The organism is Paenibacillus sp. FSL H7-0943 (assembly GCF_037963265.1).
GTDB classification, from domain to species: Bacteria; Bacillota; Bacilli; order Paenibacillales; family Paenibacillaceae; genus Paenibacillus_AQ; species Paenibacillus_AQ odorifer.
Genome location: NZ_CP150148.1, coordinates 5421934 through 5439499, shown reverse-complemented (window position 1 = coordinate 5439499; position 17566 = coordinate 5421934). Strand labels below are relative to the sequence as shown.

The window sequence follows — 17566 nt, the reverse complement described above, 5'->3', positions numbered from 1 at the left end:
AGATGACAACCTACTTACACACATCTACATTTAACGTCTACTTTTCTGGTGTTTATACAGGCAAAATTCATTTTACAGAGCAACAGATCATGCTAGCTAAGGTCGATCCGCGTAGAAGAACGCAAATGCAGGACAATGTGCTGGATGGACAGTTCAAGACCGTACTCCCGCTTCAAAAAATCCATAAACATTTGGATGCTTATGCTAATGCAGAATGGGCAGAAGACGAGGTAGTGCTGAGTAATGGCGATATCTATCAAAAGCATATCCAGTATCAGGCGCAGATTGAAGGCCGCGAACTGACCTCACAAGTATGGGCGCTGCGCAAAGAGACGGCTCTGGACATTGTGACTTTGGACGGGGAAATTATCGCTTTTTTAACGCCGAATCGGTATGGTATTGAGCTTATGGTTAAAGCAGGTTATGAGAAGCTGACTCCGTTAGTGGTCTACGACGATCCTCTTCTATCCAAGGCAGAATATGGTGTGAACGATTTGGGTACTGATCTGATTCCGATGCGCGATGGGGTGAAGTTGGCGACAGATGTTTTTTTACCAGAGGGCATTAAGCCGGGAACTAAGCTGCCGACAATTCTCGTAAGAACATGTTATGACCGCAACGGAAAAAAAGAGATTTTTATGAGATGGGCCAATAAAGGTTATGCAGTAGTATCGCAGGATGTTAGAGGTCGGGCGGATTCGGAAGGCGAACTGATTCCTTTTTATAATGAACGGGATGACGGTTATGATACGATTGATTGGATTATTGCTCAGGAATGGTCGGATGGCAACGTCGGCATGTGGGGCGCATCCTATCTAGGTTTTGTTGTTGTGGCGGCGGCCACCAGTGGGCACCCGAATCTGAAGGCGGTTGTGGATGAAGTGAACGTGGGCTCTCCATTTGTTGATACCGTTCGCAAAGGGGGAACCCTTTGTTCTTGGCCATTGCTTTCTTGGACTCTTGCTCAATCTGTGGGTACTCGGACGGATTTTGATATCTTTGGAGGCATTACGGTGAATCCGGAAGCAGCCGTTGATGCAAGACCGATTAAAGAGATCCCTCAGCAAATGATTGGCAAAACATCAGGTCCATGGGATCTGTGGAGCCAGCATCCGGAGTATGATGATTTCTGGAAAAACTGTACTTTTACCGAGCGCGGTGATCAGGTGCAGGTGCCTATGTATGTTATCTCAGGCTGGTATGACGGCGACAGCGCCGGCGTATCGGAAACATGGAGAATGCTAACAGAACATGATGTGCCAAATCGAAAAATCCGTCTGGGCGCTTGGGAGCACGGGCCGAACAGAGCTAGAGACTACGAAGGCGTGAGCTTCGGCAATGATGCCGTAGTCTATGATTACGATGTTTCTGTGCTGCGCTGGTTCGACCGCTTCCTCAAAGGCATTCCAAATGGAATAGATCAGGAGCCTAGAGCCTCTTATTATGTTGTTGGTGAAAATCAGTGGAGAACGTCCGCGGATTGGACACCTGCTGAAGCCACAACTTCTTCCTTCTACCTTTCCAGCGGCGGGCGAGCGAATTCAGGACAAGGGGATGGGCAACTGCTTGCAGCGCCTGAGGAACATTCTCCTGAAGATACTTATATCTATAATCCTCATGATCCTATGAATGATAGCGGTGAACGAGAGCCTGAGAATTTGCGAAAATACGAGCTGCGCAATGATATCCTTGTCTACACTAGTGATATTCTGACGGATGAGCTGACTGTGGCCGGAGAATTGTCTGCGGTTATCTATGCTGCCAGCACTGGCAAAGATACGGATTGGGTTGTTACGCTTAGTGACGTGAATGAACAAGGGGACTCTATCCGGTTATCCAATTATATTGTCAGAGCTAAATACCGTCATGGATTGGAAGCGCCTGAGCTGCTGATTCCTGGGCAGGTGGAGAAATATGATATTTTCATGCCGAATATTGCTCATAAATTTGCTGTGGGGCACCGAATTCGGTTCTCGATTACTTCGTCCAGTAAATTCGTTGCTTTCCCTAATACAAATACAGGCAGTAATCCGTATGAAGATTCAGAAGCGATTACTGTGCTGCAGACTGTTTACCATAATCGTGAGTATCCGAGCCATGTGAAGCTGCCGGTGGTTCCTAAATCTTAAATGTGACTTTAATACGAAGAAAGGGCTGAACAAAGGTAAAGGGAATTAACACTTGAAGCTGAAGCTGCATTTGATGACAAATGATGCTTCAAGTGACGTACCGAGAGAGTACTGAGTGAACACCGAGTGAACACCGAGTGAACACCGAGTGAGGCCTAGGTGAAACAAAAAGTGAAGAATGAGCTTATGCTTCAATTGAAGCGAAAAGTAAAACTCTTATAGAGCGATTAGGGAATTTCTCCCTGAAATTCTTAGGATTCTGGTCGTCAGGCATATAATTGAGGAAAAACTCCCTAATTTTATGTCTGATTCCCCGGAAATAAGGAAAACAGCCTATTTATTAGGGAGGAATTCCCTGGTTTCGTTCATTTAGAGCAAATTTCTCCTACTTTCAGGGAGTTTTTCCCTAATTAGTTTTAGATCCACTCCGCACAACGCGCAAACGCAGAACACATACTCCCAGCACGCAAACGCCCAATCCAATGGCATAGCACACTAAGAACTAAATAGTCTATTGGCGAAGCAAAAGCTTTGGTGCAAGAAATGGTCGATCGTCATGAAATAGGTATCACCTTAGACCGGTATGTGAAACCTCTCCCCAGAATCCCCCTTCCAGACTTATACCATAAATCTTGAACTATACTGCAAGGTCAACCTTGTATTTTTGGAGAAATGTCGATTATTCACAGAAAAGCGCATAAATGCTCCCTTCTTAGGTCACAATAGGGAAAAACCAGAATGAAGGGATTACCGTGAACGCGTTTCGCTTAAAAAAACAACTTTGGCGGCGATGGAGACGTTGGAAAAAGGCGCTTTGGGTAGGAGCTGCTTGTATAGCTTTTACTGTACTGGCTTGGCGCAGTATGCAGGTACCTGAGGAAATCAGTGGACTGCTGACGAATTCTAGCTGGGCGGATAGTGCCGATAGTGAGCTGGCCGCAGCTGTCTTTAAAGTAGGCGAGGACAGTGATGAGGCAAAAGAGAAGGGCACTTTAAATAATGAACAACTGCTGCAAACCATCACCCAAAGTGGGCTCAGCAGAACCGTTCATTTAAAAACAACCTATGTGTCCGGAGAAGAGATTCAGACGTTGCCGGGCGTAAAGAACCCGCTTCAGCTGAAGACTATAATCAATGAACACCCTGAATGGAGCGGTTGGATTAGTTCAGAAGGGGATTTGTGGCTGGAACAAAAAGTGAATGATTTATCGATAATGATAAAAAATGAAGCTTACATTGGTGTAGATGCGTTTGGGAATTTGACCTTGTTTAAAGGTCCGCCAGTTCAGGAGAAGGTACTGAAGACTTTTTTTCAAATGGATATGGGTTCCCTGAAATCCTCATTGCCGGAAAATATTTGGAAAGAGCTTCATGAGGGGATTCGTGTTCAGGATATTGAAGAGTACAACAGTGTGCTGTCTACCTTCAGTGATTATGCCCGCGAAGCTGCTGAGCATGTCATGCAGAACAAGCAATAGCTTTGATAAAGCTGTCCTAAAGTCATTATTAATGGCTGAGGGCAGCTTTTTTGTGTGAAATGAAACGGGGAAGAGTCTTAGCTGTAGGCCTAAAGTTGCCATTTCGCTGCAAACAGTAAACTTTTTTTCTCCCGCAAGGGCGATTTTTGCTATAATGGTTAGAAGGAATACATATGTTCGCTTCATGGCGGAGGAATGGATGAAAACGGTGGAATAATCTGCCTGTTATAGAGGAGAGATCGTGTTTGCGTATTTTGGGAATTGATCCGGGGCTGGCGATCGTCGGCTTTGGCTTTGTGGATAAGGAAGGACATAAACTGACCCCCGTCCAATATGGTTGTATTCAGACTGAGGCTCATACGCCTGAAGAAGAACGACTGCTGCATGTCTATGAAGGCATGGGTCAGCTCATTGATAAATATAAACCCGATGCTGTGGCGATAGAAAAGCTGTTTTTCGCTCGCAACGTTACTACAGCATTGCCAGTGGCGCAGGCCCGCGGTGTGACTATATTAGCTGCAGTACAGCGGGGTCTCCCCGTCTCGGAATATACACCTATGATGGTAAAGCAGGCTGTTGTGGGTTATGGTAAGGCTGAGAAACGGCAGGTCCAGGAAATGGTGAAGCTGCTGCTGAAGCTATCGGCGATTCCGAAACCAGATGATGTGGCGGATGCGCTGGCGGTAGCGGTATGCCATGCCCATTCGAGCAGTCTTAATTCTAAATTAAATGAGGTATTGCGAAAATGATAGATTTCTTAAGAGGACCCGTCGTTCATTTGGAGTCGGAATTTGTGGTGTTGGATGTGCAGGGAGTAGGATACCGGGTATTCTGCCCGAATCCTTATGCTTTTGCTAAAGTAGAAGGACCTGTAACGATCTATATTCATTACCAAACACGTGAGGACGCTACGCTATTATTTGGGTTCCCGACTCGTGAGGAACAAAAATTGTTCCGCAAGCTGATAGAGGTATCTGGCATCGGTCCTAGGGTTGCGCTTGGAATCCTGACAGGTGGAACACCGGATCAGTTGATTTCAGCGATTTATCAAGAGAATATAACGTTCTTAACGAAATTACCGGGCATTGGCAAAAAGACGGCACAGCGTATGATCCTTGATTTGAAGGACAAGCTGGACGGACTCAGTATGGCTTCAATGCAAACGGGATTGTTTGCAGTGCCAACGGAAGAAGCAACGGATGGATTGGCCTGGCAAGAGGCGCGGGATGCGCTTAAGGGGCTGGGTTATACCGAAAGCGAATTGGACCGCGTGTGGCTCGCGTTGAAGAAAGAGGGAGCAGAGACAGGCACTGTAGATGTGCTGATGAAGAAAGCACTAGGGCTGCTATATATAGCTAAGTAAAGCCGTACACATCCTAAAGAAAGGGAGCGATAGGAAATGGATGACCGGATTATATCCGCGAATTTGATGATGGATGAGCAGGCGGTAGAACTAAGCTTGCGTCCTCGTTATCTGGGAGAATATATCGGCCAGACTCAGGTGAAAGAAAACCTGAAGGTATATATAGAAGCGGCCAAAATGAGAAGCGAAGCGCTGGATCATGTACTGCTGTACGGACCTCCGGGTCTGGGCAAAACAACGCTCGCTAATATTATCGCCAATGAGCTGGGTGTGAACCTGCGAACAACTTCCGGCCCTGCGATAGAGCGTCCAGGCGATCTTGCCGCTCTGCTGACGAATCTGCAGGAAGGCGACGTGCTTTTCATCGATGAGATTCACCGTTTACACCGCACGGTTGAGGAGGTTATGTATCCTGCGATGGAGGATTTCGCGCTGGATATCATGATCGGCAAAGGACCAAGTGCCCGTTCGGTACGATTGGATTTGCCGCCGTTCACACTGATAGGTGCCACAACCCGGGCAGGACTACTGTCTGCGCCACTGCGTGATCGTTTCGGAGTGGTCAGTCGCCTGGAATTCTATAACATAGATGAGCTGAGTTACATTGTTTCTCGAAATGCGGATCTTTTAGGCATTGAGATTGTTGGCGATGCAGCAGAAGAGATCGCGCTTCGTTCGCGGGGCACGCCGCGGATTGCTAACCGCTTATTGAAGCGGGTCCGTGATTTTGCTCAAGTGCGCGGAGATGGAATTATAACTCCTGAAATTTCTGGGGAAGCATTGAAGATGCTTCAGGTGGACCCGCGTGGGCTGGACAGTATTGACCACAAGATGTTAAGTGCTATGATTTCAAGCTTTCGCGGCGGTCCTGTAGGACTGGATACGATTGCAGCTACGATTGGTGAGGAAAGTCAGACGATTGAGGACGTATATGAGCCGTACCTGCTGCAGATAGGTTTCTTGCAGCGGAGTCCGCGTGGAAGAATTGTAACCCCGGCCGCTTATCATCATTTAGGGCTTCCGCTCCCTCCGGAGCAGCACTAGTTCGTCACTACAATTATAAAGGAGGATGCTGGATGAAGCATACGAAGAGGAAATGGAGAGGGGTCGCCCCGCTAAGCAAAGGATTGCTTGCGGCTGCGCTTGCTGTAGGAAGTTTCCTGATCCCTGCGGGTGCCAGTCATGCCGATTCTAATAGCACGATACGAGTTGCTCTTTATGCTGATATTGGAAGTAAATATAAATCCACTGTGCCAGCAGTAACACTGCTATCAACGCAAAGCTTTACTTTGCTGTCGGATCAAGCAGGAAGTGCTCCTTTGGTGTCTGTCCCAGCACAGAAGCAAATTCGTGTAAGTCTGGACGGATATAGAGTTAAGGTGATGGAGGTTTCAAGCTGGCAGACAGCAGCGGATGCAGCTAAAAAGCTCCAATCCACCTCCGATAAACCGCAGATTTTTGCAATCTCCAGAAATGGAGCGACTGTGTATCAGTTGTACATGGGCGTCTATGCTAGTGAAGCAGCTGCCAAGGATGGGCTTACCCGTGTAGTCAAAGCAGGGTTGAGCATTCCTGCTGACCAAACCCCAGCAGTGAAAGGTAATAAACATTTATCAGCTGGCCGCTATTCTTCGGAGCAGGAAGCAGATGTGGCGCTTAATAGCCTCACTGCAGCTGGTTTGGATGCTTGGAAGGTGTTTCTGGCAGGAAACGATGGCAGTGCACAAGTAGAGGTATGGGTAGGCGAAGCTGCCAACGATAGTGATTTAACAGCTGTTCAGGCCGCTGTGTCTACGGCGGCACCACAATTTACGGTTTCGGTGGCGACCTCGCCTGGATTAATACTGCGTAAGGATGCCGGACTGGATTTTAGCAGTGAAACTCAAGCCGATCATTATCTGGTTTCTGGAAGCAATGCTAAATTTCTTGCTGCAGGCAGCGAGGCTGGGATTCAGTTAGTGGAAAGATCCAAGCGTACATATCGCGGAAATTTGGAACTGAGCAATTTGAGCGGATCGCTGGCTGTAATTAATGTAGTGCCGCTGGAGCAATATTTGTATGCCGTAGTTGGAGGAGAGGTTTCCTCCAGCTGGCCAGAAGAAGCGCTAAAAGCTCAGGCTGTCGCCGCCCGCAGCTATGCGCTGTCCCAAGGCAACCGTTTTGATGTAGCGAATGTAGTAGATACCACTCTTAGTCAGGTATATAACGGAATCGGGTCTGAAGCTCCCTCCATTATCAAAGCTGTAGATACTACTGCTGGTGAAGTGCTGATGAGTGGTGGTAAAGTTGTTGAGGCTGTATTTTCTTCCAATAGTGGAGGTATGACAGCTGACCCTTCAGAGGTTTGGGCGAATGGTGGCGATGTATTTGCTAGTGTTCCAAGCGTTGAAGATGTTTCGGCTGCTGCTGCTAAGAAGTGGTATTATGTTCTGCTTGCGAATGGTACCTCTGGTTATGCACGTGAAGATAATATTAAATTGACGGGCAGCAAAACCGCTGCCGGACTCGATATAGTTACCGCTACAACCAAAGATGTGAATATACGTCCTCTGCCAGTTATTGAGAGCAGTGTTAGTGCAGTCGGAAAGCTGAATCCGGGTGAGAACGCTGTGGCTCTGGATAAAGTATATGAGTCTGGCAGCTATAGCTGGATCAAAGGGCCGTATACCTCTGCTGAACTTCTAAAAAGCCTGCAGGGTAAAACAACAAGCACGCTCCCTTCCAGCATCTCTAACCTGCAGGTCACCCAGCGCGGTCCTTCTGGAAGAGCGATTCAGGTGAAAGCTAATGGTCAGGCTCTGAATGTGAAATATCCTGATATGTTCCGCTCCGCGTTTAATGGATTACCTAGTACATTGTTTGATATTGTGGCACCCGGAAGTTATACTGTATTAGGCGCTGACGGCGCTACCGCCACAATTAGCAGCTCGCAGAGTGCTGGCGTGCTTTCCGCATCGGGGAAGGTTAATGTGAATGGCAGTGGAACTGTAGTGATGGGCGGAGATTCTGCGGCCAGAGTGATCACTAACAGCTCGGGCTTTCTGTTCATTGGACAAGGCAACGGCCATGGTCTAGGCATGTCGCAGTGGGGCGTGAAAGGCATGGCGGACAGCGGGTATGATTACAAGCAAATATTGCAACACTATTATAAGAACGTTACTATAGTTAAGGAATGAAGACAGACCATGAATGTAGATGCTTATGATTTTCATTTGCCGGAAGAATTGATTGCCCAGACACCTCTCGCTGATCGCAGTGCTTCTAGACTGCTTCTAGTGAATAAGGAGGATGGAGAGCTGGCTCACCGGCATTTTACCGATATTATTGATTATTTTAATCCCGGAGACACGCTTGTTCTAAATGATACGAGAGTCATTCCAGCGAGATTGTTTGGAGTGAAAGAAGATACTGGTGCTAAGGCGGAAGTGCTTCTCCTAAAGAATCTTGGGGATGATCGCTGGGAAGCACTTGTAAAGCCAGGGAAAAAGCTCAAGACAGGCGCGGTGATTATCTTTAGTGATGAGCTTCGTGCCGTTATCGAGGACGAAGCTGATATGGGCGGCCGTACGCTTCGTTTCATATATCAGGGTATTTTTCAGGAGATTCTGGACAGGCTGGGAACGATGCCGTTGCCACCTTATATTAAGGAAACACTGGATGATCGTGAACGATATCAGACTGTGTATGCTCGGCATGAGGGATCGGCCGCTGCGCCTACCGCAGGGCTTCATTTTACCCAAGAATTGCTGAAACAGATTGAGGCTAAGGGTGTAAATATCGCTTATATCACCCTTCATGTAGGTCTCGGTACTTTTCGTCCGATGTCTGTAGAGAAGGTTGAAGAGCATGTTATGCATTCTGAGTATTTCGTAATGTCTCAAGAAACGGCAGATACCATAAATGCTACTAAGGCACGAGGCGGCCGTATTATTGCAGTTGGCACAACGTCTTGTCGGACACTTGAAACGGTCGGAAGACAATGTGAAGGTGGTCCGCTTGTGGAATGCAGCGGCTGGACGGATATTTTTATCTATCCAGGGTATAAGTTCAGTGTAGTAAATGCGCTAATTACTAATTTCCACCTGCCAAAGTCTACTTTGGTTATGTTGGTTAGCGCTTTGGCAGGTCGGGAACATATTCTAGCTGCTTATGAAGAAGCGATAGAGCAGAAGTACCGATTCTTTAGCTTTGGAGATGCAATGTTTATTTATTAAGGTAAGAGGATGGGTTAACTTATGGCAGCAATTACTTATGAGCACATCAAAACGTGCAAACAATCCGGAGCCAGACTTGGAAGAGTCCACACTCCACATGGTGTGATTGAGACACCAGCATTTATGCCAGTCGGCACACAAGCTACAGTTAAGACCATGAGTCCTGAAGAGCTGAAAGAGATGGATGCCCATATTATTTTGAGCAATACTTACCATCTGTTTCTAAGACCAGGCCATGATATTGTTCGTGAAGCTGGTGGACTGCACAAGTTCATGAACTGGGATCGTCCGATTCTGACAGACAGCGGCGGGTTTCAAGTATTCTCGTTAAGCGACATGCGCAAGATTACGGAAGAAGGAGTTCATTTCCGTTCCCATTTAAATGGGGATAAGAAATTCCTGTCTCCGGAAGTAGCGATGGAGGTTCAGAACTCTCTGGGTTCAGATATAATGATGGCATTTGATGAATGTCCTCCATTCCCGGCTGAATATGATTATGTGAAAAAATCCCTAGAGCGCACCACGCGCTGGGCAGAACGTTGCCTGAAAAGTCATGCTCGTCCTAACGATCAGGGTCTTTTTGCTATCGTGCAAGGGGGCATGTATGAAGATCTGCGCCGTCAGAGCGCGGCTGATTTGACTTCCATGGATTTCCCGGGGTATGCTATTGGGGGGCTCAGCGTCGGAGAGTCCAAGCAGCTAATGTATGAAGTGCTGGATTATACAGTTCCCCTGCTGCCACAAGGCAAACCTCGCTATTTGATGGGCGTGGGTTCACCGGATGCGCTGCTGGAAGGATCAATCCGAGGAGTAGACATGTTCGATTGTGTCTTGCCTACTCGTATTGCCCGTAATGGAACAACGATGACCAGTCAGGGAAGACTCGTTGTACGCAACGCTAAGTATGCCCGTGATTTTGGGCCGCTTGATCCGGAGTGTAATTGCTATACATGCCGGAATTATTCCCGCGCTTATTTGCGCCATCTAATCAAAGCCGATGAAACCTTCGGACTTCGATTGACGACATACCACAATTTGCACTTCTTGTTGGATTTAATGCGTAAAGTGCGTGAAGCCATCAAAGAAGATCGGCTGCTTGATTTTCGCGATGAGTTTTTTGCCAAATACGGATTATATGATAATCTTAAAGGCTTTTAGGGTTTGATTTAAGAGTCATGCTTTAATGTACTTTGAAAGGGGGGAGAAATATGATTCAATCGTTTCAATATGCAACTGGCGCAGGTGGTGGAGGTAGTATACTAGGCCTGGTAGGTCCCTTTGTCCTTATGTTTGTAGTATTCTACTTCTTGCTGATTCGTCCGCAACAAAAGAAGACCAAAACTCGTAACGCAATGTTGAAAGCTCTGAAAAAGGGCGATAAAATCGTTACTATTGGAGGACTTCACGGTACGATCATGGAGATTTCCGATGATATCGTGGTTCTGCGGGTCAACGATGTAACTAAGCTGACTTTTGATCGCGGTTCCATCAGCCACGCTGTGGCGACGGATGTCGAAGAGAAAGTATAGACTTGTTATTTAAGTACATAAAAAGCGGTGTCTTCTCATTGGAGAGGACACCGCTTTTTTGATCTTTAAGGTTATTAAGATTTAGCAGTTTAACTTTAACGTACATTTGTTACGCGGCTCGGAACGGTAAGCGACTCTTCACGTCCCCGCAAAGTTAATTTGGCGAGTTGAACGCCAACTGTAGAGGCTAGTACAGCTAGCAAGGTTCCACCAATCATATCTGTAAGCCAATGAATGCCCAGATAGAAAATTCCAAAGACGATTACAACTGCAGAAATACTAGTGATGGCCATCCAGCGGCGGTTCCCTGAACGGAAGGCCAGAAGTGCCATTGTAACAGATATGGACGTATGTAGACTCGGGAAGCAGTTATTGAGACCGGATAGCGGTCTATATTCCTGTTCGAATTTCGGAAATACATCCAGCATAGTAAATTTGACGCCCGCTGGCAGATAGGACCAAACCTCGTTTACCGGGAAGTAAAGATAGAATGGAATCGCCAAGGCATAGTTGATAATAATAGCATAGCAGGTGGCATATAACATCACCCGGTTTTTATCTAACAGATAGACCCCTAATGATGCTGCTAGAACAGACTGAAGCATGAAAATGTAGAAAAAGACGATGATCGGTGTTAACCATGGACTGTAGAATATATCCTGAACGGCTTGGACAAAATGACCCTCTAGACCAAATATAAACGGCGTATAATCAGAGGTAAGATGCATTTTTTGTTCAATTTGCAGTTCATATTTATTTATGGCTAATACGCCAAACATTCCTGCAATCAGCAACAAAAACTTATAGGATCGCAGCATCTCTTTCCCAATTTCAACCAATGCCATGAGTGGATTACGTTTAGCGCCAATCCATACTAATATCACTACTAATGCAACTGTGTACAAAACAATATGGTTCATTGATTGGTAAAACAAAGCAATCGAAGCCTCCTTGATCTCTTAATGAAGTCAGATGATCACAGTTTAACATATTTTCAAGGAATGTTTCGAATTTAATGGGATTATAATTTTAGCTTTTTTGTAAATTAACGCCAAATATTCCGCCGAGAGCGCCAATTGCTGCAGCTGCCAGAACCCATAGCAGATCCACACCAGAGGGTGCGCTGTCCAGTGCCAAAAAACCGATCAACAGAACGATAATCCCATAAAATGCGCCTGTAAGACTTCCTTGATACCAGCCTTTGCTCGTGGCTCTGCGACCGGCGGTTAGTCCTCCGAATGCTGCAGCTATGCCGTGTACAATGTACGTGTACATTGAGAGATCCTGCTCCTTCAGACTGCTGCCCCATAACAAAAGTGAGAGGACAAACGCACCCATCAGCATCCAAAGGAATGATCGACATAGGCCAGATAACACAGGATTGGCTATTCTCCACGAGAACATGCGCCGGATTAAATACATGGTACAACCTCCTAAAGTTTTTTTGAGGAAAAAGAATCAACATAGTTATTATTCATTGTATGGGATGGCTTGCCCCAATAGTACAAGAAAGGGCATTGCAGCCTTTTTACCATTAATTAATATGCCGGCTTCCGAATGTTCCCTGCACAGAGCGGTCAGAATAGGGTTACATTAATCCACCCGAGGAAACAAGTCTGCGGGTGAGAATGGAGGGGAGCGAAGCTATATGTTCCAGCATATCTCTACCCATATTTTCTTGACCGTGCTGATGTATTTCTTCATATTCCTGTGTATGCGCATCATGGGGAAGAGGGAAATAGGTAAGCTGTCTGTATTTGATTTAACGATCTCCATCATGATTGCCGAGATTGCTGTTTTTGTGCTTGAGGATATTAATCGGCCGATCTATGAAGGAGTCGTTCCGATGGCAACATTGGTGTTGATACAGGTAATTGTGGCTCAGCTCAGTCTTAAGAGCAGAAAGCTCAGACTTTTAATGGACGGCAAACCGAGCATACTCATTTCTGGCGGCAAGCTGCACCGGGGTGAAATGCGTAGGCAGAGATATAATATCGATGATCTGCTGCAGCAATTGCGTGGACAGAACATCGCCAGTCCTGCTGACGTGGAATTTGCAATCCTGGAGCCTAGTGGACAGCTAACGGTATTCGAGAAAGAGAAGGGGAGTTCATCCTCTAACCCATCAGGCAATAGCAGTGCAGCTGCTGAGCATAAAAAGAGTGACGATAATAAAGGAAATAAGAACCGTAAGATAGAGCTGCCGAAGAATAAGATCAGATATGAAGGACTTCCAATCCCTCTGATTATGGATGGCAAGGTGCAGGATCAGAATTTAGAGATGATTGGAAAAACCAGATTTTGGTTAAGAACTCAAATTCGTCAAAAAGGAGTATCTGATTTCAAAAATGTATTTCTATGCTCCATAGATCATAAGGGCAGAATTTATGTCGACCGTTTGGACAACAGATAGCTTTTTAGAGCCTGCGTTTGATAAACGGCAGACGGTCCAAGTCACGAATTGAGATAAGGCCAGCTAACAGACTGATTCCGAAATACAGGACCATTCCTATCGCAGAGGCAAATATAAATTGAATCCATTGTACATCTGCAATGGGAATGGAAGTGTATACATAATGCACGCCCGCTCCCATAATGACCATTGCACATAAGGTTTTTATGGTTTCGGTTACTCTTAAAGATAATGAAATAAGACTGACCACACTGTATCCGTGAAGCATCGTAACCAGAATGCTGTTCACAATAATGGCTATGATGGCGCCGTAAATTCCATATTCAGGTTGCGATGCCAGTATTACGATCAGAATGATTTTGACTACTGCTCCAATTAAGGTATTGATGAGTGCCCTGCCCGGTCGATCCATAGCTTGCAGCGCAGCTTGTAAAGGAGCTTGAACATAAATGAACAAGGCGAATGGAGCCATGAGCTTCAGCATAGGAGCTGTATCCGCGTTACCATATAACAAATTGCATAGCGGAACCGCCAGGATATACATAAGAACAGCAAAAGGAGCCCCTGTTACCAGCGCAAGCCGCAACGCTTGATGCATACGCTTGTGAATGGTGGGCAAGTCCTTTCTTGCCGCAGCTTCTGATATGGAAGGAACCAGAGACACAGCAAGTGAAGAGGTTAATGCCCCGGGCAGCAGCAATAAAGGAACAACCATCCCTTGTAAAGACCCGTACTGAGCTGTAGCGGCAGCAGCGGCTATACCTGCCAAGGCGAGACTGCGCACAGTAATAATAGATTCCAGCAGATAAGAAAAAGAGCCTACAAGCCGACTTGCCGTAACGGGAATGGATATGCCTAGTAACCGCCGTAATATGGGGGAGTTGGCTTTCACACCTTGTGTATCAGATGGGATAACCTCCGGCTCGAGAGCGGGTTGCTCTGGAGTCGGATTTGTCTGCTTTTTATCTTTTTTAGTAATGACATAATATTGCCACAGAATCGCTAACATTCCGCCAATTTCTCCAACCGTCACACCTAACATCGCTCCAGCCGCCGCCATAGCAATACCCTTAGGAAGCAACAACCAGGAGAACCAGAGCATAAAGAATATTCGAACTAAAGATTCGAAGATGGAGGAGAGCGCCGATGGAATCATGTTCTGCTTGCCTTGGAAATAACCGCGGTAAATTGCAGATACGGCGACAATCCCAATCATTGGGATCATGGCAATAAACGTATAATAAACTCGATGGTCTGTTAAGATAACATTGGAGACCCATGAGGCACTTACCAAAGCAACCAATGTAAAGAAGATTGCAAGTCCAATACTAAGAGCAAGTCCAGTACGTAAAATCAGCCGTGATTTTTCAGGCCGATTCTCTCCTTCTGCTTCCGCCACCATCTTGGCTATCGCCAGTGGAATCCCGCCTGTAATGACAGTAACCAGCACAAGAAAAAAAGGATACGCGAGCTGATACAGACCCACACCTTCTGCTCCGATAATACGGGGTAAAGCAATCCGGGGAATAAATCCAAGCATCCGATTAATGATGCCGGCGGCTAGCAAGATTAAAGTTCCTTGTATAAAGCTCTGTTTCTTCAAAGGTCACGCCTTCTTCCCAAAATGAAATAAAACGCTGGCGAACTTGTCTATTCTTATGGATATGCTGTACCCCTATCTCGGCATGCCTTGTTTTAGTGGCATTAACTTTTTGTGACGGAAGAAGGAAAGCGAAGAACAAGAGTCGAATATCTATGGTGAGCATACGAACATGAGCGATCTTTGGAGGTGTCAACACGTGGAATCGGAACAGTGGAATCATGATCAACATAGTGAAGAAATCGAAGCCATGTGCCGCAGCAAAGCTGAAGAATTCCGGCTCCTCGGCTATGAGTATGTAACCAGCAAGGATATTTGGGATTGCATCAGCCGTAATTATGATAAGGAAGGCTTGCCTCCCCTACATAAGCTGGTAAACGACATTTATTCCTTGAAAGCCAATAGTTACATGAATTATTTGACTATTGCGGCCTATCGGGGGTTGAACTGAACAATAAACCACATATTTCTTTTTGCGAACTGCCTGATAAAGCAGTAAAGTAAGAGAATAATAACTCCACATCTCCTATTAAAACGGATGTCTTGCTGATTTAAGCAGGGGCGGCCGTTTCTTTGTGTGAGTATAGCTCTATCAATGCTGTGAATTGACGGTCATTTCGCGTGTAGCTATAATAGGAATATTGAGTTAATGAAAGGGGAACTAGCTAGAGCATGAAGAGACTAATGGGCTTTTTTATTACCGTGCTCGTTTTGACAGGCGTTATGGCATTTACTACTCCTGGACTGCTGGACAAGGTTAGACTTGGTCTTGACCTGAAAGGCGGATTTGAGATTTTGTATCATGCTGAGCCTATGGAAGCGGGAGCAGCATTGTCCCGAGCTTCTCTGCTGAAGACAGCGGAAAGCTTAGAAAAACGGGCGAATGCGCTCGGAACAAGTGAACCAGAGGTAACTACTGAAGGTACGGACCGTATCCGTTTGAAAATTGCGGGCGTAACGGATGAAGCCGAGGTTCGTAAAAAAATGAAGGAACCTGCAGTTCTGACTTTCCGTAGTGCTGCTGAAGGTGACGCTGAGGGAACTTACAGCAAAATCGAACTGGTAGGTAGTGATTTTGTTGAAGGTGCTGCAGAAGTTGGACGGGATAACCTGAATCAGCCAATCATCAGCATCAAGATTAAGGACAAGGACAAATTTGCAGAGATTACTAAACGTCTCTTGGGAAAGAATCTCGCAATTTACTTGGATGAGAACAAACTATCTGACCCTACGGTACAAGCAGTACTTACCGATGGCAGTGCTTCTATTTCTGGTAACTATACAATTAAGGAAGCGCGCGAACTTGCAGACACGATTAACCTAGGTGCATTGCCACTGAAGCTGACGGAGAAATATTCCCAAAGTGTGGGTGCTACCCTGGGTAAGCAATCGCTTGATCAAACGATTCGAGCAGGTCTGCTGGCTTCTGTGATTATCCTTATTTTCATGATCGGAATGTATCGTTTGCCAGGTCTTTTGGCTAGTTTTGCCTTGCTCTTGCATACATGGGCGCTAATTGCGGTCTTCGTCTTCGCGGACTTCACCTTGACGCTGCCTGGTATAGCCGCATTTATTCTGGGTATAGGTATGGCGGTCGATGCCAATATCATTACCAACGAACGGATAAGGGAAGAAATGCGCAGTGGAAAAAGTATACTGTCCTCCGTTAAGGCAGGGAATAAATCCTCTTTCCGGACAGTAATGGACTCCAATGTGACTACTATTATTGTGGCAGCAGTTATGTTTGCCTTCGGTACAGGTGCGGTCAAAGGCTTTGCATTGGTGCTGATTGTAGAAATCGTGCTGAGTATCGCCACGAATCTTTATTTCTCCCACTGGTTGCTTAGCCAGCTTGTCAAAGCGGGTAAGCTGAACAAACCGAAGAGCTTCGGTGTTAAGGAGAGTGAAATCCGTGCGCTTTAAGAAAGAGCTTGATTTCGTACATTTGAGTAAATATTTCTATATTTTCTCTATCGCATTGACAGTAGCAGGATTGATTTTCCTGGCGACATTTGGCCTGAATTACAGCGTTGACTTTAAAGCTGGATCTAATGTGGACATCTCCCTATCCAAGAATTTGAACTTGGATCAGGTTAAGACTGCAACTAGTGCAATCGATGTCGATCATGAACCGACGATTTCGTTTGGTGATCAGCGTGTGAATATTCGTTATGACGAAGTTCTTGATGAGGCTCAAGATGAAGCCCTAAAAGCTGAAATCCTTAAGCTGGATGACAAAGCATCATTTGAAATTAACACCGTGGACACTGAAATGGCAAAAGAATTGGCACGTAATGCTATTTATGCAGTTCTGATTTCTTGTCTGGGGATTATTATTTATGTAAGTATTCGTTTTGAATGGCGTTTCGCCGTGGCATCGATTGTGGCCTTGCTCCATGATGCCTTTATCGTAGTCGCGCTCTTCTCTATCTTCCGCTTGGAAGTGGATTTGACGTTCATTGTAGCGGTGCTTACGATCATCGGTTATTCCATCAATGATACGATCGTTATCTTTGACCGTATCCGTGAGAATTTACGTTTTGGTAAACAGAAAACTTATGAAGACTTGAAACACCTTGTGAACAAAAGTGTGGCTCAAACGCTCATGCGTTCTCTCTATACTGCATTTACCGTATTTATTGCGGCGTTCTTCCTGTTATTGTTCGGAGGCGAGTCGATTAAGATGTTCTCGCTTGCGATGGTAATCGGCTTGCTCTTCGGAGCTTACTCTTCCATCTTTATTGCAAGTCCACTCTGGTTAGTGCTTAAAAAGCGTGAGAAGGTTAAAGTGAAGAGCAGCCCGAATAAAGGTTAGAAGAAATTAGCATCGAAGTTCTACT

The 17566-nt window shown here is 45.9% G+C and carries 16 protein-coding genes; 13 read left to right on the top strand and 3 right to left on the bottom strand.

Going from position 1 to position 17566, the window contains the following annotated elements:
- The first annotated feature begins 2 nt into the window (after nucleotides 1–2).
- From NSQ55_RS23825 to yajC, 9 genes are all read left to right on the top strand, one after another.
- Entirely contained in the window at nucleotides 3–2129 is a 2127-nt protein-coding gene (locus NSQ55_RS23825) for a CocE/NonD family hydrolase (RefSeq protein WP_339169425.1), read from the top strand.
- A 752-nt stretch (nucleotides 2130–2881) separates the two neighbouring features.
- Nucleotides 2882–3607, top strand: a complete 726-nt coding sequence (locus NSQ55_RS23820) for a BofC C-terminal domain-containing protein (protein ID WP_339169423.1) — start codon at nucleotides 2882–2884, stop codon at nucleotides 3605–3607.
- 245 nt (nucleotides 3608–3852) lie between these two features.
- Nucleotides 3853–4356, top strand: coding sequence for a crossover junction endodeoxyribonuclease RuvC (gene ruvC / locus NSQ55_RS23815; RefSeq protein ID WP_036677679.1), 504 nt, complete (start codon nucleotides 3853–3855; stop codon nucleotides 4354–4356).
- Nucleotides 4353–4970, top strand: a complete 618-nt coding sequence (gene ruvA / locus NSQ55_RS23810; RefSeq protein WP_339169421.1) for a Holliday junction branch migration protein RuvA — start codon at nucleotides 4353–4355, stop codon at nucleotides 4968–4970. Before ruvC ends, ruvA begins: the two co-directional genes overlap by 4 nt.
- A gap of 36 nt (nucleotides 4971–5006) precedes the next feature.
- Nucleotides 5007–6014, top strand: a complete 1008-nt coding sequence (gene ruvB / locus NSQ55_RS23805) for a Holliday junction branch migration DNA helicase RuvB (protein WP_036677672.1) — start codon at nucleotides 5007–5009, stop codon at nucleotides 6012–6014.
- Nucleotides 6015–6046: 32 nt separating this feature from the next.
- On the top strand, nucleotides 6047–8146 hold the full coding sequence (locus tag NSQ55_RS23800) for a SpoIID/LytB domain-containing protein (RefSeq protein ID WP_339169418.1): 2100 nt from the start codon (nucleotides 6047–6049) through the stop codon (nucleotides 8144–8146).
- A 9-nt stretch (nucleotides 8147–8155) separates the two neighbouring features.
- Entirely contained in the window at nucleotides 8156–9184 is a 1029-nt protein-coding gene (queA, locus tag NSQ55_RS23795) for a tRNA preQ1(34) S-adenosylmethionine ribosyltransferase-isomerase QueA (protein WP_076130401.1), read from the top strand.
- Nucleotides 9185–9205: 21 nt separating this feature from the next.
- On the top strand, nucleotides 9206–10342 hold the full coding sequence (gene tgt, locus NSQ55_RS23790) for a tRNA guanosine(34) transglycosylase Tgt (RefSeq protein ID WP_036677666.1): 1137 nt from the start codon (nucleotides 9206–9208) through the stop codon (nucleotides 10340–10342).
- Nucleotides 10343–10392: 50 nt separating this feature from the next.
- Nucleotides 10393–10713 (top strand): preprotein translocase subunit YajC, encoded by a 321-nt coding sequence (gene yajC, locus NSQ55_RS23785; RefSeq protein ID WP_036677664.1) that lies wholly within the window; start codon nucleotides 10393–10395, stop codon nucleotides 10711–10713.
- Nucleotides 10714–10808: 95 nt separating this feature from the next.
- Here yajC and NSQ55_RS23780 read toward each other — a convergent pair whose 3' ends face one another.
- Both NSQ55_RS23780 and NSQ55_RS23775 read right to left on the bottom strand, forming a co-directional pair.
- Nucleotides 10809–11648 (bottom strand): phosphatase PAP2 family protein, encoded by an 840-nt coding sequence (locus NSQ55_RS23780; protein WP_248549480.1) that lies wholly within the window; start codon nucleotides 11646–11648, stop codon nucleotides 10809–10811.
- Between the two features lie 94 nt (nucleotides 11649–11742).
- Complete coding sequence (locus NSQ55_RS23775; RefSeq protein ID WP_339169415.1) at nucleotides 11743–12135, bottom strand: TIGR04086 family membrane protein; 393 nt, start codon at nucleotides 12133–12135, stop codon at nucleotides 11743–11745.
- 226 nt (nucleotides 12136–12361) lie between these two features.
- Between NSQ55_RS23775 and NSQ55_RS23770 the strand changes: the two genes are divergently transcribed.
- Nucleotides 12362–13126 carry a DUF421 domain-containing protein gene (locus tag NSQ55_RS23770; protein WP_076130399.1) on the top strand — a complete coding sequence of 255 codons (765 nt, stop codon included), beginning with the start codon at nucleotides 12362–12364 and terminating at the stop codon, nucleotides 13124–13126.
- Nucleotides 13127–13130: 4 nt separating this feature from the next.
- Here NSQ55_RS23770 and spoVB read toward each other — a convergent pair whose 3' ends face one another.
- On the bottom strand, nucleotides 13131–14729 hold the full coding sequence (gene spoVB, locus NSQ55_RS23765) for a stage V sporulation protein B (RefSeq protein ID WP_076185511.1): 1599 nt from the start codon (nucleotides 14727–14729) through the stop codon (nucleotides 13131–13133).
- A 196-nt stretch (nucleotides 14730–14925) separates the two neighbouring features.
- Between spoVB and NSQ55_RS23760 the strand changes: the two genes are divergently transcribed.
- From NSQ55_RS23760 to secF, 3 genes are all read left to right on the top strand, one after another.
- Nucleotides 14926–15177 carry a post-transcriptional regulator gene (locus NSQ55_RS23760; RefSeq protein WP_036677655.1) on the top strand — a complete coding sequence of 84 codons (252 nt, stop codon included), beginning with the start codon at nucleotides 14926–14928 and terminating at the stop codon, nucleotides 15175–15177.
- Between the two features lie 221 nt (nucleotides 15178–15398).
- Nucleotides 15399–16649 carry a protein translocase subunit SecD gene (gene secD, locus NSQ55_RS23755; protein WP_036677653.1) on the top strand — a complete coding sequence of 417 codons (1251 nt, stop codon included), beginning with the start codon at nucleotides 15399–15401 and terminating at the stop codon, nucleotides 16647–16649.
- Nucleotides 16639–17541: a protein translocase subunit SecF gene (gene secF / locus NSQ55_RS23750; RefSeq protein WP_052097271.1), complete on the top strand. Its 903-nt coding sequence runs from the start codon at nucleotides 16639–16641 to the stop codon at nucleotides 17539–17541. The genes secD and secF overlap by 11 nt, the downstream gene beginning before the upstream one ends.
- Nucleotides 17542–17566: the final 25 nt, after the last annotated feature.